Raw genomic sequence first — 26,541 nt, 5'->3', positions numbered from 1 at the left:
TCGCCGCATCTAACAGATAAAAGAAACCATAACAGTTAAAAGAAAGCCGCTATCTGAATTGATAGCGGCTTTGTCGTCTTTAAAGGAGAAAGATTATCTCGGCAGGCTCTTACCAGAAGAACCAAGCAAAGAAGGTTAGAGCAATAATACAAGCGAGGTTAAGATAGATACCAACCTTCATCATCTCAGATTGTTTTATATGCCCAGAGCCGAAGACAATGGCATTTGGTGGTGTTGCAACAGGGAGCATGAAGGCACACGATGCTGCAACAGCAATCAAGGCAGAAAGTACAACTGGAGATACGCCTAGAGCTTCTGCAATGGTTGCAAAAACAGGAACTAATAACGCAGCACTAGCGGTATTACTTGCAAATTCAGTCAAAAATACAACAAAGGTTGCAACCACCAATATAGTAAAGAATAAGCCTGCTTGAGCAAGAAACTCACTTAAACTGTGTGCCAAAAAGACACTGGTGCCTGTTGCCTTTAAAATGTTACTTAGACAGATACCACCACCAAAGAGTAGTAAGACTCCCCAGTCGGTTGATTTTTCAATATCTTTCCAGCGAACCACACGAGATACACCTAATAGGACGATAGCAGTTAAAGCCACAAGTGTGTCAAACTTACTAAAGCCACCTAGCATAGCGTTGATTGGCTTGCTGAATATCCATAAGAATACTGTTAAAGCAAAAATGGCTAGCGTCATGCATTTACCGTGATTCCACTCAACAGGTTTATGATCAAGTTCGAACATATGGTTTAGGTTCGGCTTTAGCATGAAATAGAGTATCGCAACGGCCATTGGAAGAAGAACCAGTGTGACAGGTAAGCCAAATGCCATCCATCCTGTAAAACTCAGGCCAACTTCTGCTGCAGCAATCGCATTAGGCGGGCTACCTACAACGGTTGCGATACCTCCGATACTGGCGCAATAAGCAATCCCCAGCAGCACGAAAACATAAGTATTGCGCTCTTGTTTAGCGTCCACTTTATTTAGTACGCCCAAAACTAAAGGGAGCATCATTGCTGCCGTTGCTGTGTTACTGATCCACATAGAAAGCACGGCGGTAACACCAAACAACATAAAGACCGCAACAGACATTCTTCCTTTAGCTATGACCAATACTTTATCGGCAATGGCTTTGTCGAGTTCTTGTCGATGAAGAGCTGCAGCAAGAGCAAAACCGCCTAAAAATAAGAAAATAATAGGGTTGGCGAAATTACTTAACGCTTGTGGAGTTTGGAATATCCCAAATCCAACGGCAAGTAAGGGGACGAGAATCGCGGTAATACTAACGTGAATTGCTTCTGTTAACCAAAGAACAGCAACGAAAGCCAAGATAGATAAACCAATTACCACATTTTTCTCAAACGGTAAGGTGTTGAGAAGTAAAACAAATAAAATGACATCAGCAATAAAAATTAAACTATTTCTATTGATCAGCCAGTTTTTAATTGAGAGAGCAAGAGTCGTCATAAACGTGTATTTCCTTCCATAGGGTTGACGATTTTTCTTATTATCTTGTTGAGTTATATGAAGTAAGTCATATACCCACAATGATTTTGTTGGCTAATAGAGTACACAAGGTTTCATATCTGTTAATGGGTAGTGATCATAAAAATCACTTACTGCGCGGGGATTAATAAGATTTGTGATTCTAGACTAAAAATTCTAAATGAAACTTACAAAAGAAGGGGGATAGAAATGTGATCTTTCTCGTATGGAAAAAACTTGTTTGCTCAATTGGTTTGCAACGAAATATAAATCATTACTATGAGTCATCGACATAAAAAATAAACACAATAGGCTTGGTTATGACTCAAAGAGATAAAAAAAGGCAGAGATTGAAGATAACAAGAGATGCTCAGGCTCATATACGAAAAGTTCGAGCGCATGTCTTAAAGATGGTTGAAAAGAAAAGTTAAGAAATAGCCAGCATCGTTGCTGGCTATTTTCATTATGTTACGTTGTTATCTTGTGGAGGATAAACAGGATCCTCAATCGGCTCTTTAGGGCCTAAGAATTTTGGCTGTTCATGCAAGACATAGATATCAATAACAGCTTTAACACGAGCAAGAACTTCACGAATCCTCAGCTTAAGTCCTGCCATTCCTTTCGGTTCTGGCACTGCTAAACAGATCGCATCAATATTTTTATTTTGAGCGATAAATAAAGCACGCTCACAGTGAAACTTCTGAGTGATAATAACAAAGTGGTTGGCTTCAAAGACCTTTTTGGCTCTTACAATCGAATCTAAAGTTCTAAAGCCAGCATAATCGAGTACAATCTCATTGTCTGGAACACCAGCTTTTAACAAATCTCGCTTCATCGTCCATGGCTCATTGTATGAACGATGGCGATTGTCACCACTCAATAAGAACACATTGATCTTATCTTGCTTGTATAACTCTAAAGCAGCTTTAATCCGATACTCATAATAGGGATTTAATGTTTTAGCAATATATTTGCTTGTCCCGAGTACTAAGCCGACAGATCGCGATGGGATTTGAGAGATATCGCGATAGATCTGGTTGGATGTTTCGGCAGACACCCAACGGTTAATCAACAATAACGAACCGACAAAAATGATACAGAGAACTGCAAAAGCCGGGAATATATTACGCAGTTTCATAAGCATCCAAAGCTAAATTAAACATACTTTTATACAGGTTAAGTCGTTTTGAACCGTATAAAAGGGCAAATCATCATTAAGATTAATAATTTGCGAAAAAAAATGCAGTAGATTGTCCATAAAATGTCAGTTTATCAATAAATGGCTCTATTTGCTGATATTTAATTCAATTAATTGATAGAAAAAAGAAATCCGAGACAATGCTCGGATTTCGATGAGTATACTATGACATGAAAGAGTAATTAGAATGACGTACGTTTGTAACGACGGTACTCAGATGTCCAGTAATTGTCTTCAATCTTTTCACGAATGCGTTCGTCAGACTTCTTCGGCGCTTTATGCTGCTCAACCGCTTTTTTCGCAACAGCAAAGGCGATCTTGCGAGACACATTTTGAATTTCTTCAAGAGGTGGCAGTAGAGCACCATGACCGTGAATTGCAAGTGGTGAGCATTCAGCTAGCGCTCGGCTACTTTCTTGCAGCATTTGATCGGTAACACGACGAGCATTAACCGCTAATACACCTAAGCCGATGCCTGGGAAGATGTAACTGTTATTACACTGCGCAATTGGGTAAGTTTTACCGTTGTATACTACCGGCTCAAATGGTGAACCGGTTGCAACTAGAGCGTTACCATCTGTCCAACGAATCAGATCAAATGGTGTTGCTTCAACACGACTAGTTGGGTTTGATAGTGGGAAGATGATTGGGCGAGGGCAGTGTGCATGCATCTCTTTGATCACTTCTTCACTAAATAGACCTGGAACACCAGATACGCCAATCAATACAGTTGGTTTAGCGTTACGCATGACATCTAACAGTGAAATATTGTTATCAGCAACATCCCAGTCTGAAATATTATGATGCTTTTGAACCAAAGCCTGTTGGAAGTTAAGTAGGTTAGGCATGCCATCAAGCAGTAAGCCCCAACGGTCAACCATGAATACTTGGCTTCGCGCTTGCTCATCAGAAATACCTTCTGAAACCATTTGAGCAATGATCGCTTCTGCAATACCACAACCTGCAGAACCGGCACCTAAGAAGGTTACACGTTGTTCAGACAGTTTGCTTCCAGCGGCTTTACATGCAGCTAATAAAGAGCCCACGGTTACAGCGGCAGTACCTTGAATATCATCATTAAAGCAGCATACTTTGTCTTTATAGCGCTCAAGTAGAGGCATTGCATTTTTCTGTGCAAAGTCTTCAAACTGAATTAATGCATCAGGCCAGCGAAGTTTGACGGCTTGGATAAACTCATCAACAAACTTTTCATATTCAGGACCAGTAACACGAGTATGACGCCAGCCCATGTACATTGGATCAGACAGACGTTGTGGGTTGTTTGTACCTACATCAAGAACAACAGGAAGTGTGTAAGCTGGGCTGATGCCACCACAAGCTGTATATAGCGACAGTTTACCAATAGGAATACCCATACCGCCGATACCTTGGTCACCAAGACCTAAGATACGTTCGCCATCGGTCACAACAATTACTTTTACGTTCTGGCGTGACGCATTGTTTAGCATCTCTTCGATACGATCACGGTTAGGGTATGAGATAAACAGACCACGACCACGGCGATAGATATTTGAGAAGTTCTCACATGCAGCACCAACTGTTGGGGTATAGATAATTGGCATCATTTCGCTGATGTGGTTCTGCACTAAACGATAGAACAGTGTTTCGTTAGTATCTTGGATATTGCGAAGATAGATATGCTTATCGAGGTCGTTATCAAACATCATGTATTGCTGATAAGCACGTTCTTCTTGCTCTTCAATTGTTTCGATGGCTTCAGGAAGAAGACCTTCCAAGTTGAAAAACATGCGTTCTTCGACAGAGAATGCACTACCTTTGTTTAGAAGTGGTGTTTCAAGCAGTGCAGGGCCTGCATAAGGGATATATAAAGGTCTTTTATTGTAGTTCATGCAATTAACTCTGTTTTTGGCGTAAAGTAGAGATGAAAACACGGCAAGGTTTTCTTTGGGGAGTAATCCTAGACCTACTATGCTTATATTTCAAAGTCTAAGCGCACATTTTTCGAGAAATAGATCATGTTTCTTGTCTTTTATTTGCACTCTGTAACATTTGGCAGGAGTAAATTTTAATTTTTTGAGCTTATTTGTTTTATCTGTTGGCGGTTGTTTGGTGAGTGGTGGCTAGAATGTTGCGGGATTTTACTAGCTGATACGATTTAGTAACGCAATCGGCAAATGAAAAATTATGTCTATTTATGACTGTTTTTATTGTGTTATGTTTGTTTTGTTAATGTTTAATTTATCGATATATTGTTATTAGTTTAAGCAAGAAAAAGCCCCAGATCATAATACCCTGAGGCTAGATAATATCGATTTTTCTAATCTAGAATTAGTAATGCCAAGGGAACTTGCTGAAGTCCTGATCGCGCTTTTCTAGGAATGCATCACGACCTTCTTGAGCTTCATCTGTACCGTATGCTAAACGAGTTGCTTCACCTGCAAACAGCTGCTGACCCACTAGGCCATCATCTGGTAGGTTAAAGCCATATTTTAGCATTCGCATAGCAGTAGGAGACTTACTGTTGATCTCTTTCGCCCAACGAAGTGCTTCTTCATCAAGTTCATAATGTGGTACAACTTTATTGACCATACCCATTTCGTAAGCTTCTTGAGCGCTGTAGTTGAAACCACAGAAGAAGATTTCACGAGCACGTTTTTGACCAATCATTTTTGCTAGATAAGCTGAACCATAGCCAGAGTCAAAAGAGGCTACATCTGGGTCAGTTTGTTTAAAGACTGCATGCTCTTTCGATGCTAATGTTAGGTCACATACAACATGAAGGCTATGACCGCCACCAACAGCCCAACCAGGAACAACCGCAATCACAACTTTTGGCATAAAGCGAATCATGCGCTGTACTTCAAGAATATGAAGACGGCCCATGCGTGCAACGTCTGCTGTACCTGCTTCTTCGCCTTCATACTTGTAGCCGTCTTTACCACGAATACGCTGATCGCCACCTGATGAGAACGACCATTGACCTTTATGAGATGGACCATTACCGGTTAATAAAACGCAACCTACATCAGACCACTGACGAGCATGATCGAGTGCCGTAAATAACTCATCAACTGTTTTTGGGCGAAATGCATTAAGGCAATCAGGGCGGTTGATCGCAATGCGTACCGTACCTTGATCTTTTGCGCGGTGGTAGGTGATATCTTCGAAATCAAAGCCAGCTACTTCATCCCATAGCTCAGGGTTAAAAATGGTTTTATCGGTCATGTTGACACCTTGGTTTATCATCAATAGTTACTAGGCTATAAGCTCAGGTGTAAAAAAGTCAATTTTTGTCTGATAAAAACTAAGGATATTTAAACCGATAAACAGTAATGGATTGAGAAATAACCAGTTACGAACTGAAATTGCGTTTTTCTTATCGATTTATCGCTATGGATGGAACCCTATCATGACAATGGCAGACTAAATTGTCACAATACGGTAATTCTTTGTCGTTATTCGTTTTATTTGGGTTGGTTAGGCGTATGTCTTTTTCTTTACCGATAGATGCTGTCAAAAAAGAGTTCCTACAACAGCTGTCATCTCATCATTTGGTTGTTGAGGCCGAAACAGGGTCGGGTAAATCGACTAGGCTTCCGATTTGGGCTGCAAAAGACGGTAAAGTACTCGTGGTGGAGCCAAGGCGTGTCGCTTGTACATCATTAGCCGAATTTATCGCAGTAACTCCCGATGATGAAAATCGAATATGGGGCAGTAAAGTTGGGTATGCGATTCGTTTCGATAACCAATTTGATCAAGATACTAATATTGTTTTTGTCACTCCAGGTGTTGCTCTTCGTTGGTTAAGTGAGAATGGATTAACCGATTTTAAAACCATTATTATTGATGAATTTCATGAACGTCGTTGGGATACCGATTTATTACTATCTTTACTATTACAAACAAAATCTCACCGCCTCGTTGTCACATCGGCCACTTTAGATAGCCAGCGTCTTGCTGAGTATATGGCAGCAAAAAGACTAACTGCTAATGGTCGAATGTTCGATGTTGAGGTGATTCATCAAGCCAGTGATGCTCGGTCGATACCTGAAATTCAACATATTGAACGCAAAATTGGCCAAGCATTAGAAGCACACAGAGAACATCATCAAGATATATTAGTCTTTTTACCTGGCCGTAAAGAGATCTCATCGGTTAAACAGAGTTTACAACAGAAATATCGAGATGATATTGAGGATGGCAAACTGGATGTTATCTCTTTGCACGCCTCTGTCAGTGAACAAGAAAAACAGCGAGCATTAACTGAATCAGAAAAACAACGCATTATCTTAGCGACGAATGTTGCTGAAACGTCGCTAACCATTCCGGGGATCACTCTTATTATTGATTCAGGTTTGGAACGACGAACCCACCAGCGTAATGGACGAACTGTATTAAGTTTGCATGCTATTTCAAATGCCAGTGCCGAACAGAGAAAGGGACGTGCAGGGCGGGTGCGTTCAGGTACTTGCATTCGACTATATGGCAAAGCTGCGCCACTTGAGCGACTCACGCCTCCTGAATTACTACGAGAAGAGTTAGTTGAACCGTATCTTGCTGCTCTTTGTTGTGGCTATTCTTTAGAATCTTTACCTTTTATTGATGTTTTGCCAGAGAAAACCCTAGAACAAGCGCGCAATGTTTTAACTAAGATGCAGGCGATTGATGACAAGGGGGCAATAACTGATCACGGTAGAGTGCTTTACCCGTTACCGATTGATACCTTATTTGCCCACTTAATTACCGCGATGCCAACTCGCGGGTTAAAAGAGGCTATGGTGGATCTGTCAGCTGCTTTATCTGTCCCGCAAAAGTTGTGGCAGAGCCCAAATGGTGAAGAGCAGCTAGCGTTACTCAAGCAGTGGTTAAAAATCGAAGGTTGTGATGCCACTGGGTTGATTGCGATTGTTCGTACGCCATTTGATGAATTGCCCGATTGGTTGAATGTCGATCCTCTTGTTCATCAAGAAGCTCAACAACTGTCGGTGCAGATTCGAGATGCCCTTGAATTACCCGAATTAAGTGTCGCGAGTCGATTTAAGCGAGCTGAATGGCTTGATGCTGTGATGGTCGCAACACCAGAACTGGTTTTTGTGCGCAGAGAAAGACGCCGCCAAGCTCTAACTAATGGGTTCTATGAACTGACAGTTGGTCGAGATTGCTTGTTATTAGACGATGCTGAAGCTGCAATTGTGTTTGATCAGTATGCGTTACCTGGGCGGGGTGTTAAACAAAATCTAGTGTTAGCAACATGCATGGCTCCTGTGACGTTGTCACTAATTGAAGCTCATCATTTAGCGACAGAGCAAGTCGGAGAGACCATTCAAACCGATGACGGCGTTAGAACATCCATTGATTATGTGTATGCAGGGCGTGTGATTAAATCGGAATGGCGACAACCAGAAGGGGATATTGCTCAAGAGGCTTTGGTTGATCTCATTATTTCGAATCAAATCTTAGATGGTCTGTATACAAAACTAGAGTTTGATATCCACCAATGGAATCTATATTTGGCTCTAGGATTATATGATGAAACCCAATGCCAGCTGCCTGCAAAAACCGTTGTTGCGAAAGATTGGCTAGCGCAACAAATTGAAGATCTTGGTGTTGAAACCGTTGATGATCTTGAGATGTTTACTTGTGACGATTTTACGTTTAATGGAATTCCAGAGTGGGAGCGTAGTGATTTTGATGAGCGTTATCCTGCTGTAGTGGCATTAAACGATCTCAAAATGACAATTGAGTATCATGTCGCTAGTAAAATGGTTATCGCTGTTCATTGTGACGGAAAGCGTAAACAGGATCCAAAACGTTGGGAATTACCACGATGGAATGGCTGGCGAGTCAAATACCGTAAAGCGAGTCGAATCATCGATATTAAATAATGATTTGTTAGGACATAAGGAAACGACAGTGAAAAAAATATTAGGTCTAACTGCAATTATCGTGAGTTCCTTATTAACTGGATGTGGCCAAGATGCCAAAATCAGTGTGACACCAGATAAAGGCGTAGAGAAAATTGAACGAGCATCTGGCACGAGCATGGATGTTTATTGCCCATCGGGTATTTGTAAATTCTCGGTAGAAACGACAGCTCCAACCGAATTAACAGTGACGATGAACTACCAAAAAGATAAGCCTTTTAAGAAAATCGAAGGGGTTAATGTAATTGGAGAAATTGGTGGTTCTGTCCATGTTTTGAATCAACACCAATTTACACTGAATTTAGAGAAAACAGATCAAAAAGCACAAATTCAAGTTGTCGATTATTACCGCAACTGATTTTCTTATTGAACAAAAAACACTCGTCATTACAGCGAGTGTTTTTTTATGTAAAAATTTTTACAGTATGAGTGTTTATATATGGATATGTGAATAAAGATAGTGAAAACCTAGGATGTTAGTGAATAGCCATACATTTATTTGCATTTAACTAACAATAGGTTAAGTGATTTTAATCTGCTCTTTTATTCATGGTATTACTCTTTTCTTGCTGTTTTCGTTTAAAACGATTGGTATTGTTTTCAGGAATTTGCTCTGGAATAGGTCTTTTTTCCGAAAGTAAGTGTCTAATTGCCAAAATAGGATGTTTTAATAGCATCTTTGGCCCAGAATAACGCATGATTGTTCTAGAAAGTTCTCGCTGTTCTTTTTTATAGCAGTGAATAGGGCAGACGCGACACGTCGGTTTTTCATCTCCATACGGGCAGCGATCTAAGCGCATTTCTGCGTAATCTAAGAAGTCTTGACAGTTTTCACATATCGTATCTTCTGATTCTTTAGGGTGATGATGATCTTTACAATAGATCTCCACCATAGCTTTTATTGTCTTAAACTCAGTTTGAAGGCTTCCAAGCAAGATAATGTCCGAAACTGGATTCATTCTTATACCTTTCTCGTTTTTTGTCTTAAAAATAGGATAGCAAAGATGCATTAAGAATGAAACTTAATAAAATATGCACAATCTATGTTCTAAAAATGTGATTTAGATATAAGTTTTTGGTTAACATATTGCCAGTTAACTAAAAAACTGCAATTTATCGACAGAATAACCCGGCTATCCCTTGATTTCACCGCTTATGAGCAGTAGTATCCTCGCCTCTTTTATGATGGTGGTGAATATGAGCAGATTTGAGTGTCTAGAAAGAATTGTTGAGGAATATCGTAAGAAAGTTCGTGACTCAGAGTTCAATCGTCAAAATGACAGCGAAGTCGCTAAAGTATTAGTACTGCTTGTGGGTAACTCAATGTTCAGCCTTGCTGATCAATTTGCAGATTGGGTTAACCGTGGCGGTGACCGCGCGTACGGCGGTAAATTCTTCGTATCTAAACAGTTAATGACTCTATTAGAGCCTGTAACTTTTCGTGGCGTAACTGTACGTCGCGACTCGATTAAGTTATTCCGTATTTCTTAATCTTAAACCAGGATGTTTAAATCGTTGATTCAATGACTCTCATTAAGAAGAAGATTGAAGAACAAATTTTTCGAGTTTAATCCACTAATTAAGCTTGAATTGCAAAAGGAGAGCATGAGGCTCTCCTTTTGCGCATCTATACCTAAGTATCCGATATAATCTATGTATGTTAGGGTTACTTGGGTATAGCCTTTCTGTTTGCATACCTTGCCTTTCCCTCGAACCTATCTCACCCCTTTGTTATACTGCTACCTGCTAAGCACCACTGAAATACAAAAGCGAATAACAACGAAAAAGAGAGTAGTCAGCAACATGAATCCTGAATTTTGGCATAGCCGTTGGGCTGAAAATCGTATTGGCTTTCATTTAACCGATATCAATCCTTTGCTGGTGGAGTACTGGCCAACACTTAAGCCTCAGCGAAATGAGCGAGTCTTAGTACCTATGTGTGGTAAGAGTAATGATCTCGTATGGCTGGCAGAACGCCATAATCAAGTCGTTGGTATCGAACTGAGTGATATTGCCGTTAAAGCTTTCTTTGCTGAGAACCTTTATACCCCGTTAGTGACTGGGGTGGGTCATCAACTCACTTATGAATTTGATGAAATTACTATCCACTGTGGTGATTTTTTTGCTACTCAGATTGATCCAGTTGAATTGGTCTACGATCGAGCGGCTTTGGTCGCAATGCCACAAGAACTACGCCAAGCCTATGTTAACCATCTTTTGAGCCTTACCGCTGAAAATGGTCGTATTCTATTGGTTTCTCTCGATTACCCTCAAGCAGAGATGGCAGGGCCTCCATTTAGCGTTGATCAGCAAGAAATTGAACAATTATTCTCAGGTTGTAAAGTTTCTCGTCTAGCTCGTGACGAAGGCGATGAGAATCATCCTCGTATTAAGCAAGGGGTCTCTCGCTTTGCTGAAGAAGTGTGGTTAATTGAGCGATAGACTAAGAGAAAAGAGAACAGAGAAAGATAAATGAGAAAAAGAGCTTCAACGGAGAATTGTCTCTCATTGAAGCTCTTTTTTGTTATTTATCCGATCTTAGTTGTAATCAGAAGTGCACTTTAATCTGTTTGCTTGCGGTAATTGCATCCGTGATGGCATCTTCCGTTGAGGTTCTTCTTGTTAGAACTACGCCTAAACGACGACGACCATGGATTTCTGGTTTACCAAATAAACGAACTTGAGTATTAGGCTCGATTAAGGCTTGGTCTAATCCACTAAATTGAATGGCATTTGAAGTACCTTCGGCAAGTACGACCGCAGACGCTGATGGCCCATATTGGCTGATATGACGAATAGGTAGGCCCAAGAAAGCGCGAACATGTAAGGCAAATTCGGATTGGTCTTGAGAAATTAGTGTCACCATTCCTGTATCGTGTGGGCGAGGGGAGACTTCACTAAACAGAACTTGATCGCCTTTAACAAATAACTCAACCCCAAAGAGTCCATAACCGCCAAGAGCATCAACCACTTTAGCGGCCACATCTTGTGCGGCAATAAGAGCTTGCTCGGTCATTGCTTGTGGCTGCCAAGATTCACGGTAATCACCATCTTCTTGACGATGTCCAATTGGAGCGCAGAAATGAATCCCATCAACGGCTCTAATGGTCAGCAGGGTGATTTCATAATCGAACTCAACAAAGCCTTCAACAATAACTCGACCTTGTCCTGCTCGACCACCTTCTTGGGCATATTGCCATGCCGTGGCGGAATCAGCTTCTGATTTTATGACGCTTTGTCCTTTACCTGAAGAGCTCATAATTGGTTTTACCACACAAGGCGTACCAACAAATTCAATGGCATCGACAAAATCTTGATAAGTATCGGCAAAACGATAAGGTGAAGTGGGTATTGATAAGGTTTCAGCCGCTAAACGACGAATACCTTCACGATTCATTGTCAGTTTGGTCGCATTCGCCGTTGGTACTACGTTTAGACCTTGTTTTTCTAATTCAACAAGCGTGTCTGTCGCAATCGCTTCAATTTCTGGAACAACATAGTGTGGCTTTTCCGTTGCAATAATTTGCTGCAATGCTTCGCCATCGAGCATATCAATAACATGAGAACGGTGAGCAACATGCATAGCTGGTGCATTGGGATAGCGATCGACTGCAATAACTTCAACCCCAAGGCGTTGACACTCAATAGCCACTTCTTTTCCTAACTCACCAGAACCCAGTAAAAGTACACGGGTTGCACTATTTGTTAAAGCTGTTCCAAGCATGATGAATCCTTTTTTGAGCTAATCAATATGGTTGTTGGCTGGCATCATACCGAATTATTTACCTTGCGCAAACGTTTGCTTTAGTGATTTTGCTTGTTTCTATGGATTTATCCTGTTAATTGAATAAAAAAAGAGCGACTGACTAAGCCGCTCTTAAATAGGTTAGAAAGGGATTATTTTCTTTTTTCCCATTGAGTAATAAACGCAACGGATAAAATAATGATCGCAGCACCTAGCCATAAACGACCGGGCGGAACCCAACCAAAGACAAGCCAACCTGCTAGCACATTAAGAGGCAATTTGGCATGGTCGAATGGTTGAACAAAAGAGGCATCTGCAACCGCATAGGCTTTGGCGATAGCCCATTGTGCAAGCCCGGTTAAGAGTCCTGCTGCTACTAATAAGGCCCATGTTAGACCTGAAGATGGCATAGTAAAATCAGGTGCAGCTAAGAAGATATTAAATGGGGTGATCAAAATTAACAGATAAACCACAATGGTTGTTGGTGAGTCGTGTTTTGATTGCTTCTTAACCATGAGTGAATAACACGCCCAGAAGAAAGCTGCACCAACAGGTAGTAGTGTTGCCCAGTTAAAGCTATCGCTCCACGGTTCTAAGATGATCATTGCACCAATAAAACCGGCAATAGTTGCAATCCATCGTGCGGCACCGACTTTTTCTTTCAAAAATAAGCCTGAGCCGATAGTGGCAAACAGCGGCGAAGTCATCAGAAGTGCAATGCCTTGCCAAATTGGTACTGGATAGGCAAGAGCCCACAACCACAATTGAATGCCAATAACAGAGAGAAATACACGGAAACAGTGGGTTGCAAAATGTTGAGTACGTAGAGCTTGTCGTAAACCTAAACTATGTAGCCAAGGGAGCATAGCAATCAGCGCAATAAAATACTGAATAAGTGCCACAGTCGTTGAGGGTAGACCAAGTTTGATACTGAGGTACTGAGCTAAACTGTTAACAATCGCAAAAGCAAGTCCTGCGGTTAACATCCAACTTGCACCTTGAATTGGGTTGTGTGATTGAGGCATGAAGACTAAGCCGTTATCAAGTTCATTAGGAAATGTGCTAGATAATACGCTGAGATGTCAGAGATTAATATATTAAGTGTGAGAAATCAGGCTAACGGCATTAAAAGTAGCCAAGAGTTGAATTTTAAAAACAAAAAGGCCGCTGAAAATAGATCGACGGCCTAGAATTGATCATCAACGTTGGCGATTAAGCGGCAACGTAAAGTAGAGGAATGTCTGGGTTAATAGCTTCTAGTAGAGCTTGAGTATCATTAACGTGGGTAATGGTACTGTCTTGCTTTTCAACCAGAGCAGCCTCAACAATCTTGTCAAATGTGTAGCCAGCCATGTTCATGCCAATCAATGCCACTTGAAGTGGTGGTAGGCTAGGGTTGAATGCAGCATTTTCAGCATACATACCCGTAAAAATACGACCATCATTGGCTTTAAGTGCTACACCACTGAAGTTTTTGGTGTAAGGCGCATGCGCTCGGTTGGCGGCTTTACACGCTTGCTGTGCCAGTTCTGCCGACTCTTCAATAACCAAACCGTTATTAACTTCAGCCAATAGAGCATCAGTAATTTGTAGATCGGCAGGACCAAATGATTCAGGAAGGTATTCTTGCAGTGTTTTAGCGGCACGTTGCGGCAGTTGCACTTCAAGTTCTTTAGCCGTTGTTAGCTCATTCATAAACTGGCGGCAGTGACCACAAGGGCTGTAGTTGATGGTGATATCAGAAATACCTGTTTCACCTTTTACCCATGCATGGCTAATTGCTGATTGCTCTGCATGAACAGTTTGAGAAAGAGATGCGCCAGTAATTTCCATATTTGCCCCAAAGTATAGGCGGCCAGAAAGACCACGAACAATGGCACCAACGTAGAAATTAGAAATAGGAGCAACAGAATAAGCAGCAGCAATAGGAAGGAGGGCAACGCGAAGATCGGAATCGGACATTTGAGTTTGAGATAACAAATAGTCAAACTGATCAGGACTGATGGTTGCGTCAAATTGAGGATCTTCAATAATAGGCAGTAAAACCGTTTTTAACTCGGTCGGAAGATTACCTAAAGCATCCATTACTTTAGCGTGCATGAGTTGTCACTCCGTATAGTTGATGGAGAAACATTGTAGACAAGCTCGCTAAATTGATTTGTGATCTAGATCACGTATGTATTTAGAGTGTTTCATGATTTGCATTTCTGAGAGAGGCGTCACACAGGTTTTTTGACTTCTCTCCCAAAAATGCAGAGAAATAACTTATGAATTCGATTTCATTCACAAGTTTATTAGCTAAATAAATGAACCAGTATTGGGAACAATATAGGCGCTAAAATTGTTGTCATAATGCCGCAGATAACCAATGCCAATGAGCTAAATGCCCCTTCTTGGTAATCTTCTTCAGCCGCTTTTGCTGTCCCTAATGCGTGCGATACAGTACCCATTGATAATCCTTTTGCGAGAGGATGTTCAATTTTAAGCAGCTTCATAATCGGATAACCCAACACAGCGCCAAAGATACCAACCAAAATAACCATTGCGGCAGTGATCGAAGGAATACCACCGATCTGTTGAGATGCAGCCATAGCTAATGGGGTAGTAATGGATTTTGGCAAAATACTGGCGGCAAGTTGGGCATCTGCTCCCATCCAAAACGCAATAGCCGTACCAAATGTCATGGATAACACACTACCGACAAAACATGCGGTCATAATGGTTTTCCATTTACTACGAATATGTGCCAATTGCTGGTACAGCGGTAAGGCAAGCGCAACAACAGCAGGACCCAACAAGAAGTTGATGATTTTGTTATCGGCAAAATAAACCTCGTAAGGTACCTGTAACCATTTAAGCAGTACGATAAGAACAATTAACGTGATCAATAAAGGGTTTAATAGCGGGTTTTTAATTTTGCCTGAAATGTATCGTGCTACATAGAAGCAGACCAAAGTTGCAACTAACCAGATCATTTGTCTTTCTCCTTATGGTGCACGGCAAGACCTAAAACAACGAGAACAATGAATGTGCTACCGAAAGTACTTGCTGCAATAACCGCAACGTTGTTGGAAATAAGATCCAGATAATTCATTAAGCCAACACCAACTGGAACAAACAGCAGTGCCATGTGTTTGATTAATAAATTACACGTGCTTTCTACCCAAGAGGTCGGACACACGCCTAAACATAACGCGGTAAAGAGAATAAATAGACCAATAATGCTACCTGGTATTGGTAGATGGGTTAGATACTGTATTCCTTGTCCTAAGAAATAGCAGATCATCACAATGGCGAAAGATCGTAAGTAGTTCATTTAAGTTCAAATTGGGAATCAACAAAATTTTAATTCATCATACAAATAAAATGTGAGCTTTGCCACACTTTTTGCATTGTTTACTGATAAAAAGATCAAAACTATTACCGTATAAGAAACGATAGCAGAAAATTTATATTTTTTGTTAATTGACTGAAATATTTGAAACTCTTCTAAATTATCTTTGTAAATAGTACAAAAAGTATTAGCAAAAATACCGAAATTAGAACTGGTTTTTTATGCTGCTGACAAAATTTAACCAAATTGATACAACTTACTGTATCTGATTCATTTTGAGTTGATGGAAATGATTTTTGTAATATGGGTTTATGTGTGGATTGCGATTTTCTATGCGGTAGCGGGACGCGATAACCAAAGCTGGGTATCACATGGATTGGGATGAGCATTTGCCCGCGATAATTGAGCTTTTTAGATAACGCCATCAATAACAAATTAAGATCATATTGCTGATCACAATCTTCAAATGGGTCTATTTCGATAAATGTTTTTTGATATAACGTTTGAATGCTGACGACTTCTCCTGCACAGGAACAGAGAGTGCAGAGTAGGCGGTTTTCATGTTCAGATAAAAAGCAACTTTTGTCTTTGTCCCATGTGATTTGTCGGTTTTCTGGTATAAACCTAACGCCACCAAAGCAGAATGACTTTGTTTTAATTTTCGCAACCATGAACACCTCAGTAAAATTTGAGAACTGACCATGTTTTTGTATGCAAAATAAATGACATATCTTGTTTAATATTAATAAAAAAAACAGATCTGCATTAGAGAATACAGATCTGTCTTATAATCAAGATAATGGACTACTGATATCAGCAGAGAGTAGAAATATACTGGCCAAGTTTGTGCAGTATTGCCATCTTGTTCTCATCACTTTGATTATCTAATGCAACCTGTTCAAAATTTTCCATATAACGTGGAATATTCGCTTCAAAATAATCTTGGCAGTGGTGCTTCCAGCGTGTTTGTTCTTCGTAACTTAAGGTCATTGGGAAGTTACGAGCGCGATAGCGGAAAAGCAGTGGTTTAATACGTTTATCGGCCACTTCTAACTGTAAGTTTGCTAACTCTTCCGGTGCCGTTTCCCGAATGATATCCATCGCTGCACGATCGGCATGAGAGAAGAAACCATCATATAACATGGTATCTACGTTATCGTGATTATCAAACTCACGTTTAACGCTAAATACCTCTAAAACTTTCTCTCGAATTTCTGGGTGTTGCTTAATAAGAGCCAGATTTTTTAAGCACTGCTCACGATCAATATCTAAACGGTCTGCATCATTTGCTGTTAGCGTTTTTGCTGGAGCTAAAATAGGGCATTTATTGAGATGAACTTCTTTTAGCGGGATCGGCAATTCATCGGCTGTTAGATCGGCACGTTTTGTATATAGACGAGTACGAATGGTTTCACTATCTAATTCAATCAGTGGTGTTGGGTCTTGCGCTAGGTTAATGGTAATCACGGCATTTTTATTATCTGGATGCCATGCAATCGGCACAATCCAGCTAGTATTGCCACATACGATACCAAACATACCTGTAACGTGGACTAGCGGGGTAAGATTAACCACATCAATAAGTTGCTGCAGCTTGTTTTTATGGCGATTATTGAATAGGTAATCAAACAGCTTAGGTTGATTTTGTTTAACTAACTTTGCCATTTCAATAGTTGCATACACATCAGCCATCGCATCGTGGGCATTACTGTGTTCAATGCCATTTGCTACGGAGAGTTTTTCTAGCTTGAAGCTTGGTAGGCCTTCATCATCGGTTGGCCAGTTGATACCGTCAGGGCGCAGCGCGTAACAAGTACGCATAATATCCAGTAAGTCCCAACGCGAATTACCTTGCTGCCAACTCCAACCGTATGGGTCATAAAAGTTACGGTATAAAGTATAACGAGTGACTTCATCATCAAAACGAACGTTATTGTAACCCACAACACAAGTATTAGGTTTTGAGAGTTCTTCGTGAATACGAGCAATAAATTCAGGCTCTGAGAGACCTTTTTCATTGGCTTCTTGTGGGGTGATCCCTGTGATTAAACAAGCCTCTGGAGATGGCAGGTAATCATGAGGCGGTTTGCAGTAGATAACGAGTGGTTCACCGATGATATTGAGATCTATATCTGTACGAATACCGGCAAACTGACATGGACGATCGGTCGCAGGGCTTGCGCCGAAAGTTTCGTAATCAATCCAGTATAAGCTTGGTTCGTTAGTTTTTTTCATATTTTTCCCAAAAGCCGTTGGCTCAATATCAAGTTACCGCAATCACTGACAAGTAGCATAACAACTTAATATTTTATTAAAGCAGTACGTTATAAGGCTAAGTATCCCGTAACTGACCTAATAGAGGCAAGTTTTTAGCGAAAATAAAGCCGGTGATTTCGTTATTTTCGACAGAGAATTTCAGTGGGGATGATGGGAGTTGGTTACAAAGATACATAGTTGAATAGGCATTACAAACATTTTAATAGCAATAACCCGATTCTGATTGCGATATAAAATATAAGATTTTCTTATTGAAGTAATTAGTAGTGATGCTGTTGACTACTTCAGAAGAAAGTTTGTTAGTTGGTATTTAATACATATCAATATTCAGGCAAAGCAGCATTGAGCGTCCCGTATAAAGTAGACACCAATCTCATAAGTCTCTTATCCATACAAACAAGAAACTCAATAGCTTCATCATCAAAGACAACTTTCTAAGCCACTTTCTTGTGTAATTTCTCTACTTTTTGCTTCTTTAACCAATTAGGCAGCAGGCTGTTTGTCATAGTTGCGACCACAATTAAACTCAATCCAAAGATTTGCTGGTGGGTGAAGGTTTGCTGAAAGAAGACAAATTGCCAGATGGTTGAGAATACTAAGTTAGTGAAGATTAAAGGTGCTAATTGTGATCCGCTGTGTGCCAATTTATAAGCCTTAGCTCGATTGACTTGAGTATTAATAACCAGCAGTGCCATCATGACTAAAAAGAGTAGTTGATGCAGACCTTGATTTGAACTGATCAGAGAAACGAAATGAAATTCGCTTGAACTAAACAGAGCAATCGGAAGAACAAAGACAGCGGCACAGGCAAAGCACCAGAAATTGATCTCTTTAGGTGATAATGTACTTTTAGATGAACGATAAAGCGCTAATTGAGAACCCGCATTAAAAATACCACCTGCAATGCCAAGTAAAATATCAAATCGCCATTTCATTTCACCGCTATGACCAGCAAGTAAAATCACTCCCACAAACGTGACAATTAATGCTGCAATATTCCAAACATTGATGCGAACTTTAAAGAAAAGTCGTTCCAAGATTGGCATAAATAAAGGGCCAGTAGCAAAAAGAACAACACTTTCAACCAACGAGAGTGTTTGGAGTGATTTTAGAAAACATAACTGACACAAACCAATACATAATGCGCGAGTTAGTAATGGTTTAAACTCCTGCTTTGATGGCAATTTTATGTTAGTAAAACTTAAAACTACAAGGAGTATTAATGCTGGCATAGAAAAGCGTAAGAAACTAAACCATGGAATGGGGAGCTGATTACTAAGAAGTTTAGCCAGTAGTCCAGTTGCTGATAAACTTAAGGTAGATAACAGCATATATTGTACAGCGCGATCAATTTTGAGCATGGTTGCCTCCGTTTATAGAAAGCAATGTTACGCCGATTAATGGTAAACTAATAGCGAGTAATTTTAACCAGTCATGTAAGGAAAACTTACAGATGAAAAGAGCGTTGCCTTTAAAATCGATTAATTCATTTATTGCAGTAGCACAAACGGGAAGCATGAGTGTAGCTGCTAATGAATTACACGTGAGCCATTCAGCGATCAGTCAGTCGATAAAGTCATTAGAAATTATGCTGGAAAGACCTTTGTTTGAGCGTATTGGTCGTAGGGTACAGCTTAATGATGAGGGGAAGCGCTATTACGATAAAATTGCTCCAGCATTTGAGCAAATAGTAAGTGCCACTGAAGAATTATTGGCCAGTAAAACAGAAGAGCACCTGACATTAAATATGGTGAACTCATTAGCATTGCATTGGTGGATCCCAAGAGTTGAAAGCTTTCAACAATATGCGCCTGATATTGATATTCGAATGTCTAATCTAATTGGATGCTTTAATTTAGATAAACACAGTGTAGATGCCGCCTTGGTTCATGGAAATCGAAATGAATGGCAGGGGTATTATTGTGAACCACTTCTGGATGATGAGTTAGTGATGGTCTGTAGCTCTGAGTTACTTGCTCATAAAGGTATGGATACAGAGCTATTGGATGCTTCTGTTATTGCATCATTATTACAACAGAGCAAACCGATTTTTGTTGTTAACGATAAGAGAAAGGATGATTGGAATACATGGTGCCAACAAAATGGGGTTAATCCTCCTGATATGTCTAAAGGCTTAATATTTCCAGCTTCAATTCAGGCTGTTCAAGCAACCATTCGTCGTCTTGGCATACTTGTGACTCATCGATTGTTTGTTCGTGATGATATTCGTTATGGTTTGCTAACAGAAATTGGTCATAGTGTACGCTGCGATGAGCTAAGTTTTTTTCTGGCGTGTAATCACAATAAAGCAGGGCAGAAAAGTATGGTTGTTCTTACTGAATGGTTAAAGCGTGAGTTTAAAAGGTAAGCTTGATTCATCAAACATTCATCTAAAAAAGGTATAACAGATACCTAACTGATAAGGACACCGAGGGTATTTAGTCGATTCAGTGAAAACTTAGCTCTCGGTACTTGAGTTAGATGACTACTTTCTGCTATAACGAGCTTATAGAAAAAACTGAGCCTTCAATAGGTTAATAGTTATACAGACGACTTAAGCCTTGCATATTAATCAGTTTTACAAGGTTTTATTTTCATATTAAGGACTAGCTATGAACAACATCCTTGAACTTGTACGTGAAACACGCCGCAAGAACAAACTAAAGCGTGAAATCTTAGACAATGACCGTAAGATTCGCGATAACCGTAAGCGTGTAGAACTTCTAGAGAACCTACTAGACTACATCAAGGCTGATATGAGCCACGATCAAATTGTTGAGATCGTTGAAAACATGAAGTCTGACTATGAAGATCGTGTAGATGATCACATCATTATCAGTGCTGAACTATCAAAAGAACGTCGTGACGTTAGCAAGCACGTTAAAGAGCTTAAAAAAGCAGAGATTGCTCATAAGCCAGAAAACCACAAATAATTTGTCGGTTTAAGAATAAAGAAAGCTCGAGCTTGGTCTCGAGTTTTTTTATGCAAAAAAATAGCCCGATACTATTCCTGTTTCGGGCCTAGGGGAATGGCTCGTTAGAGCCTTGCGCTAACTGGTTAGTAATGGAGATCAATTACACTATCAATACTAGTTCACCATACTAATTTTGCCAGTTTTACAGATAAATTCTTGTCTTACAGCTAAGATCTCGACATGATTGTCTTAGATATCAAACAAGTTAGTATCTCGTACTAATTCACGCGGTAAACCATTTTTGATTCGGTTACTGACCCATTTGCCTAAGCCAATAGGGTAATCGCGGTATGTTACAATCACTTCACCTTTACCCGCTGGTTGATCTGGGCGGATATCACGTCCCATAAACCACTCTTTCGCTTCTTCTGCCGTTAGGGCGATCGCTGTTTGTTCCTTACCAGTAGCAAGAGTCATAACAGCTTCATGTTGCCAACGATAACCTTTCTTATGCTGTTCAGCCAAACGAATACCAATACGTTGGAAACGAATTTCACCAATAAGATTACTGAGCGCAGAAGGGAATAACCAAACTTCTTTATCTCTCACCCAAACATCATTTTGCTCAGGTAAGGTAATATCAAGATCTTGCTTAAACTGTTTAGCAAGTTCAGCTTGGTCTTTATTCGACATTTTACTGAATGGGAACTTACCCATACGTTTTTTAACCACAGGAGATTCAACTGCAGCCAATTTACGAATACGAGCAACAAAGAAGCCTTCACTGTCATAAACTTGTGGGTAGACATGTAAGAAACCATCTTCAGTCAGTGTTTCTTTTGCACCCTCAAAGAGATCGTAAAGCGGTTCAAATTCAACGGCATCACCATAAGTTTCTTTTAGGTAATGGCAAACATCTTGGTTTTCACGAGTATTTAGCGTACAAGTCGAGTAAACCATAACACCACCGGGCTTAAGCGCTTGGAAGGCACTAACAATCAAGTTGCGTTGAACTTCAGCAATCTCTTCAATGGAGTTTAGCGTCCAGTTCTTCATCGCATCTTCATCTTTACGAATCGCACCTTCACCAGAGCATGGGGCATCTAATAGGATAGAATCGAATGACTCAGGAGCCCAACCGCCAAAAACGCAACCATCAAAGTGAGTAAGAGCAACACTGTAAACACCACAACGTTGTAGGTTTGAGTGTAAGACCTTAATTCGACTTGCTGCGAGCTCGTTTGCAACCAGTGCGCCACGGTTTTCCATTGCACAAGCAATCTGTGTTGTTTTAGAGCCAGGTGCTGATGCCATATCAAGCACAACATCTAAGTTATCATTGTCTTTTAGTAGTGCCGTTACAGGCATCATAGAACTGGCTTCTTGGATATAGAACAAGCCAGCCATGTGTTCTGCGGTATTACCTAATGATACAGAGGTTTCATCATCGCGCTCAATCCAAAATCCCGTATCACACCAAGGTACAGGTGTTAGAGTCCAACCTTTGTCAGCAACACGTTCTAAAAAGTCAGCAACACTAATTTTTAAGGTGTTTACTCGAATGCTACGACGCAGAGGGGTTTTACAACATGCAACAAACTCATCAAGATTAAGATGTTTCGGCATGGTTTGTTCAATAAGGTTTAGAAATGCGTCTGGGATATAGATATTAGAATGCACTGATGATTCTCTATTTACGGGTTTTAGCAGGGATTTTATACCAAACAGAGAAAATAGGAAAAAAGAATACAATGAAAACGATAGAATAAAAAAAAGAGTGGCACACTGACCACTCTTTCAATTTTAGTTTTTAGCTCTTAGGAATGGCAGTTCGCCAACTTAGCCATTGAGGATTAACCTCTTTGTGCAGCAAGAAATGCTTACCATTATGAGCTTTTGGCGATAATGGCTGTTTTTCCGGAGTAGCAAACGAAATACCACCACGTAAAATGCTGTCAACCGTACCTGCTTTTACTTCGGCACCTGTTAGGCCAAGTGTTACGTTCACCCCAGAAGTATTCCAGAAGACAGTATTAGAACGTACTAGGTAACTGTATTCTTTGTCTACTTGCGCCTCGATAATAACGCGATCAGATAGCTTACCTAATGATACATGAGTAACCTGACCAACCTGAATATCACGATAGAGCAGAGGAGTTCCTTCTGCAATTGAGTCTCGCTCTTCTGCTTCAAGGTAGAGTGTTTTACCTGATTCTAATTTCTGTGATGAACCTAATTTGAAGGTTTGTGCATAGCGACCATTACCCGGTTCCACTGCAATATAACTGCTAAGTAATGAATCAAGGTTTTCTGTACCTGTTAGGCTCAGTTTAGGTTGCACTAGCCAGAAATAGCTGCCTGATTTTGCCAATGTTTGTGCGTAATTAGGGAATAGACGAGCCTTAATAATGACACTTTCATTCTTAAAATCAGGGACAATCTCGACCACTTTACCAACATTAACACCCTGATAGCGAATCGGAGTGTTGGTAGCAATGGAACGAGCATCTTTAGCTGTGAGTGTCACTTGTAAACCAAAGTTTTGAGCCGCACTCAAACTGTCATAAAGTTTAAAGGCACGACCTTCTTTATTTGATACGTTGTCCATTGTATCAAAAGCAATACCCCCTTTGATTAATGTACTTAGCGGGCTTGCTGTTAACTTAAGGCCACCAATTCCTGCTTCAACCTCAACGCCTGAGCGATTCCAAAATACGGTTTGCTGATTAATAAGATGACGGTATTGGCTTTCGATTTCAATATTAATCGTGACACCGTCACCTTTTAGTGCATATCCCAGTACCTGACCAACCTGTAAATTGCGGTACAGAATCGGGCTACCTTCTGAAACAGGAGGGAGTTTGTCGGCAAATAGAGTCAATTTAGCTGCAGATGAACGTTGGTTATCCGCTAAAGATGCTAGATTTTTATTTCTGTACAGAGTGTAGGATTTTGCAATGCTAGCCTTACCTGTAGAGGTAAAACTGATTGCGCTGGTAATTAGTTGATCCGCAGGTGCGATAGATACATCCAAGCCTTTGTTACTGACATTGGCTTGAATTCCACCTTCGATATAAAAACGACTACCAGAGCGAATTAGATGAGTAAATTTAGGTAACACGAGAACATCAAATTTTACTTTATTCTCATCAAGTGTGACATTAGTAACACGACCAACAGTGATGCCTTTATAGTTCAGTTTAGTACCACGTTTGATGCCGTGACTGGTGTCTGCAATTAGTGTGAAATTAGCTGAACCTTTCTGTTGTTCTTGTAGCGTATCTTGAGTAATGGCTTTGAACTTACGAGTAGGTTCTCCTTTTCCTGGAATGATGCGCAGGAAATTACCTCGAATAAGATTGCCGATATTTTTCACGCCGTTTAAAGAAACTTCAGCTTCTTCTAATAACAAACTCGAACCCGTTGTGAGTAGGTCGCTCATGCTTGGTTCAATAGCCGCATCCGCAATAATTTTATTGGTCTCTTTATCTAAGCGAAGATCGGAGATCTGACCAATCTGTAAACCACGATACATAATTGGTGAGCCAGATGCATTGATATTATTGTTATCTGGTAACTCGATTTTAATCGCAATACCTCGGCCAGCGGTATTGATATCGGGGTAGAGTCTAAACAAATGATCTTGTTCAATCGGCTTGCCTTCATCGGGTGAGTCAAAAGCGATAGCGCCTGCAATTAATGCGGAAAGACTTTCAAATTGAACGTCCACACCATTAAATCCAATGTTGGCACTCATCCCGCTAACATTCCAAAAACGGCTCTTATTGGTCACCAAGTTTTCGTATTTAGGGTAGATTAGGAGATCAATGATCACTCGTTTTTTGTTACCGCTTAGGGTGTAGTTATAAACTTCACCAACAGGGATCTTCTTATAAAAAACTTGGGAGCCAATACTGACCGATCCCAGTGTAGGGGAACGTAATTGTACTTTTAAGCCATCAGCAACAGGAGTATCTGATGGTTGAGACTCTAAAGCGGTAAATTTTGTTGTTGGTTCACCATCACCAGGTTGAAGGGCTATATAGTTACCAGAAACTAAGGTATCAAGGCCCGATATTCCAGTAATAGAAGCTTTAGGTTTGACTAACCAAAATTGGGTGTTTGAACGAAGAGTTTTTGCCGCTTCAGGGTAAATATCTGCCGTAACATAAATACTTTTTAAATCTTTAGATAAAGAAACATCACGAACCATACCAACTTCTAAGCCTTGATAGCGGATCGTTGTGCGACCTGCAATTAAGCCTGATGCGTTATTAAAATGGATTTGAATGCGTTCACCCGCCTCATTCACTGCTTTATAGACCAGCCAGCCGGCTAAGCACAAAGCGAGTAATGGCAGTAACCATAATGGCGATATGCCACGATCACGCTTTATTTCAACAGGTTGAGGTTGTGGATTATTTTGGTTGTTCATAGTTATCCCAAATTAAACGAGAATCTAAACTCTCTGCTGCTAACATGGTTAGGACTACCACGACAGCAAATGCAATGGCTCCAGGACCCGGAGTAAAATCTAATAATTGACCGCGATCGATGAGTGTCACCATTATGGATATAACAAAGAGATCCATCATCGACCATTTACCAATCCATTGGATGATGCGGTACATTTTCATTCGCGTTAAAAAAGAGCCTTGGCGCTTAAACTGTATACATAACAATATATAAGCCAAACCTAAGATTTTGGCGACAGGCACAACAATACTGGCAATAAAGATGATTGCTGCGATACCTGACATATTGGTTTTAACCAGTGTGGCGACACCAGAAAAAATTGTATCTTCCAGTTGCTTACCATTATTAAAGAAAATAGAAATAGGATAAAGGTTTGCAGGAAAAATAAACACGCTAGCTGAAATAAGATAAGCCCATGTTTTTTGTATTGAGTTCGGATCGCGGTGATGAAGTTCTGAGCCGCAGCGTCTGCAATAGGCTTGCTGTTTCTGGGTTAAATGACAGGTGTGACAATGCACCTCTAGATCTGTATTAAGATGTTCTTTTTCTGGCTGCCATGCATCCCAATATCTGCGCACACTGATTTTAGTTAATAGCGCCAGCATGAGAAATTGTAAGATCACAAGTGAAAATAGCCCTGAACCAACATAGATATCTGCATGATCTTGAACTTTAAAACAGGCAATAGCGAGACTCACAAGAAAGACATCAAACATCGCCCAGTGTTTTAAGTGCTCTAATAGCCAAAGTGAGCGTTTAAAAAGTTTGAATCGGCGAAAATGTAGGCCAAGTTGGGTCGTAATGACCGATGACATAACAAGAAAAGGGGCGATAGAGCTACAAAATAAAATAAGAGCTGCGACTCCTGGGAAATTACCCGCCAGTGTTATGGTTCCTGATGGTAAAGTAGCGGGGATCATTTGGCCAAAAAGGCGAATCGTGATCAATGGAAAAATATGAGCAGGAACAAATAAGATTAAACAAGCGACAGCGAGTGCTAAGTCGCCGCCAAATTGTCGAACCCCACCTCGATATAATCGTGTGTGGCAGCGAGGACAGTAGGCGCTTTGTCCTAAGTTCGCATCTTTAGGTTGAATAAGAAGATCACAACCAGGACATAACCTCGCTGTAGACATAATTTTTGTGTCCTTATAAAAGCAAACCAACTCGCATCTATCCATGACAACGAGTT

At 40.4% G+C, this 26,541-nt stretch carries 22 protein-coding genes; 6 read left to right on the top strand and 16 right to left on the bottom strand.

Annotation, left to right across the window (positions count from 1 at the left end; genetic code table 11):
- Positions 1-109: 109 nt before the first annotated feature.
- From WAX86_RS07860 to WAX86_RS07845, 4 genes are all read right to left on the bottom strand, one after another.
- Positions 110-1,480: a DASS family sodium-coupled anion symporter gene (locus tag WAX86_RS07860; RefSeq protein ID WP_239973859.1), complete on the bottom strand. Its 1,371-nt coding sequence runs from the start codon at positions 1,478-1,480 to the stop codon at positions 110-112.
- A gap of 481 nt (positions 1,481-1,961) precedes the next feature.
- Positions 1,962-2,636, bottom strand: a complete 675-nt coding sequence (locus WAX86_RS07855) for a vancomycin high temperature exclusion protein (protein WP_086366953.1) — start codon at positions 2,634-2,636, stop codon at positions 1,962-1,964.
- A gap of 242 nt (positions 2,637-2,878) precedes the next feature.
- Complete coding sequence (locus WAX86_RS07850) at positions 2,879-4,567, bottom strand: NAD-dependent malic enzyme (protein WP_005299202.1); 1,689 nt, start codon at positions 4,565-4,567, stop codon at positions 2,879-2,881.
- Between the two features lie 439 nt (positions 4,568-5,006).
- A complete protein-coding gene (locus WAX86_RS07845) occupies positions 5,007-5,903 on the bottom strand; it encodes a 1,4-dihydroxy-2-naphthoyl-CoA synthase (protein WP_005299205.1) in 897 nt (298 codons plus the stop codon).
- 260 nt (positions 5,904-6,163) lie between these two features.
- Here WAX86_RS07845 and WAX86_RS07840 point away from each other — a divergent pair, with 260 nt between their 5' ends.
- Entirely contained in the window at positions 6,164-8,563 is a 2,400-nt protein-coding gene (locus WAX86_RS07840) for a helicase-related protein (RefSeq protein ID WP_341488577.1), read from the top strand.
- Between the two features lie 28 nt (positions 8,564-8,591).
- The gene (locus WAX86_RS07835) at positions 8,592-8,960 is read left to right on the top strand and encodes a spore gernimation protein (RefSeq protein ID WP_341488576.1); all 369 of its coding nucleotides are present in this window, start codon (positions 8,592-8,594) and stop codon (positions 8,958-8,960) included.
- Positions 8,961-9,132: 172 nt separating this feature from the next.
- Here the strand turns inward: WAX86_RS07835 and WAX86_RS07830 are convergent, their stop codons facing one another.
- Positions 9,133-9,561, bottom strand: coding sequence for a nitrous oxide-stimulated promoter family protein (locus WAX86_RS07830; RefSeq protein WP_341488575.1), 429 nt, complete (start codon positions 9,559-9,561; stop codon positions 9,133-9,135).
- A gap of 238 nt (positions 9,562-9,799) precedes the next feature.
- Between WAX86_RS07830 and WAX86_RS07825 the strand changes: the two genes are divergently transcribed.
- Positions 9,800-10,093, top strand: coding sequence for a hypothetical protein (locus tag WAX86_RS07825; RefSeq protein WP_005299211.1), 294 nt, complete (start codon positions 9,800-9,802; stop codon positions 10,091-10,093).
- A gap of 312 nt (positions 10,094-10,405) precedes the next feature.
- Positions 10,406-11,044, top strand: coding sequence for a thiopurine S-methyltransferase (locus tag WAX86_RS07820; protein WP_068945670.1), 639 nt, complete (start codon positions 10,406-10,408; stop codon positions 11,042-11,044).
- A 106-nt stretch (positions 11,045-11,150) separates the two neighbouring features.
- Here WAX86_RS07820 and purT read toward each other — a convergent pair whose 3' ends face one another.
- From purT to WAX86_RS07780, 8 genes are all read right to left on the bottom strand, one after another.
- A complete protein-coding gene (gene purT / locus WAX86_RS07815; RefSeq protein WP_341488574.1) occupies positions 11,151-12,326 on the bottom strand; it encodes a formate-dependent phosphoribosylglycinamide formyltransferase in 1,176 nt (391 codons plus the stop codon).
- Positions 12,327-12,499: 173 nt separating this feature from the next.
- Positions 12,500-13,372: a DMT family transporter gene (locus WAX86_RS07810; RefSeq protein WP_068968170.1), complete on the bottom strand. Its 873-nt coding sequence runs from the start codon at positions 13,370-13,372 to the stop codon at positions 12,500-12,502.
- A gap of 187 nt (positions 13,373-13,559) precedes the next feature.
- A complete protein-coding gene (cdd, locus tag WAX86_RS07805) occupies positions 13,560-14,447 on the bottom strand; it encodes a cytidine deaminase (protein ID WP_044175685.1) in 888 nt (295 codons plus the stop codon).
- Positions 14,448-14,641: 194 nt separating this feature from the next.
- On the bottom strand, positions 14,642-15,322 hold the full coding sequence (locus WAX86_RS07800; protein ID WP_005299226.1) for a CidB/LrgB family autolysis modulator: 681 nt from the start codon (positions 15,320-15,322) through the stop codon (positions 14,642-14,644).
- Positions 15,319-15,663, bottom strand: a complete 345-nt coding sequence (locus WAX86_RS07795) for a CidA/LrgA family protein (RefSeq protein WP_036763782.1) — start codon at positions 15,661-15,663, stop codon at positions 15,319-15,321. The genes WAX86_RS07800 and WAX86_RS07795 overlap by 4 nt, the downstream gene beginning before the upstream one ends.
- 173 nt (positions 15,664-15,836) lie before the next feature.
- The gene (locus WAX86_RS07790) at positions 15,837-16,352 is read right to left on the bottom strand and encodes a hypothetical protein (RefSeq protein WP_341488573.1); all 516 of its coding nucleotides are present in this window, start codon (positions 16,350-16,352) and stop codon (positions 15,837-15,839) included.
- Between the two features lie 142 nt (positions 16,353-16,494).
- Positions 16,495-17,916, bottom strand: a complete 1,422-nt coding sequence (gene sbcB / locus WAX86_RS07785) for an exodeoxyribonuclease I (RefSeq protein WP_341488572.1) — start codon at positions 17,914-17,916, stop codon at positions 16,495-16,497.
- Positions 17,917-18,392: 476 nt separating this feature from the next.
- Entirely contained in the window at positions 18,393-19,319 is a 927-nt protein-coding gene (locus tag WAX86_RS07780) for a DMT family transporter (RefSeq protein WP_341488571.1), read from the bottom strand.
- A gap of 92 nt (positions 19,320-19,411) precedes the next feature.
- Between WAX86_RS07780 and WAX86_RS07775 the strand changes: the two genes are divergently transcribed.
- Both WAX86_RS07775 and WAX86_RS07770 read left to right on the top strand, forming a co-directional pair.
- On the top strand, positions 19,412-20,326 hold the full coding sequence (locus WAX86_RS07775; RefSeq protein WP_341488570.1) for a LysR family transcriptional regulator: 915 nt from the start codon (positions 19,412-19,414) through the stop codon (positions 20,324-20,326).
- Positions 20,327-20,570: 244 nt separating this feature from the next.
- Positions 20,571-20,891 (top strand): DUF496 family protein, encoded by a 321-nt coding sequence (locus WAX86_RS07770; protein ID WP_005299351.1) that lies wholly within the window; start codon positions 20,571-20,573, stop codon positions 20,889-20,891.
- 231 nt (positions 20,892-21,122) lie between these two features.
- Here the strand turns inward: WAX86_RS07770 and rsmF are convergent, their stop codons facing one another.
- From rsmF to WAX86_RS07755, 3 genes are all read right to left on the bottom strand, one after another.
- On the bottom strand, positions 21,123-22,553 hold the full coding sequence (gene rsmF / locus WAX86_RS07765) for a 16S rRNA (cytosine(1407)-C(5))-methyltransferase RsmF (protein ID WP_341488569.1): 1,431 nt from the start codon (positions 22,551-22,553) through the stop codon (positions 21,123-21,125).
- Between the two features lie 130 nt (positions 22,554-22,683).
- Entirely contained in the window at positions 22,684-25,308 is a 2,625-nt protein-coding gene (locus WAX86_RS07760) for an MlaD family protein (RefSeq protein ID WP_341488568.1), read from the bottom strand.
- Positions 25,292-26,485, bottom strand: coding sequence for a paraquat-inducible protein A (locus tag WAX86_RS07755; RefSeq protein ID WP_237029160.1), 1,194 nt, complete (start codon positions 26,483-26,485; stop codon positions 25,292-25,294). Before WAX86_RS07755 ends, WAX86_RS07760 begins: the two co-directional genes overlap by 17 nt.
- Positions 26,486-26,541: the final 56 nt, after the last annotated feature.

The sequence above is a fragment of the Photobacterium damselae subsp. damselae genome (assembly GCF_038086725.1).
GTDB lineage: Bacteria > Pseudomonadota > Gammaproteobacteria > Enterobacterales > Vibrionaceae > Photobacterium > Photobacterium damselae.
The sequence above is the reverse complement of the archived record's forward strand: the minus strand, read 5'-3'. Positions and strand labels throughout refer to the sequence as shown.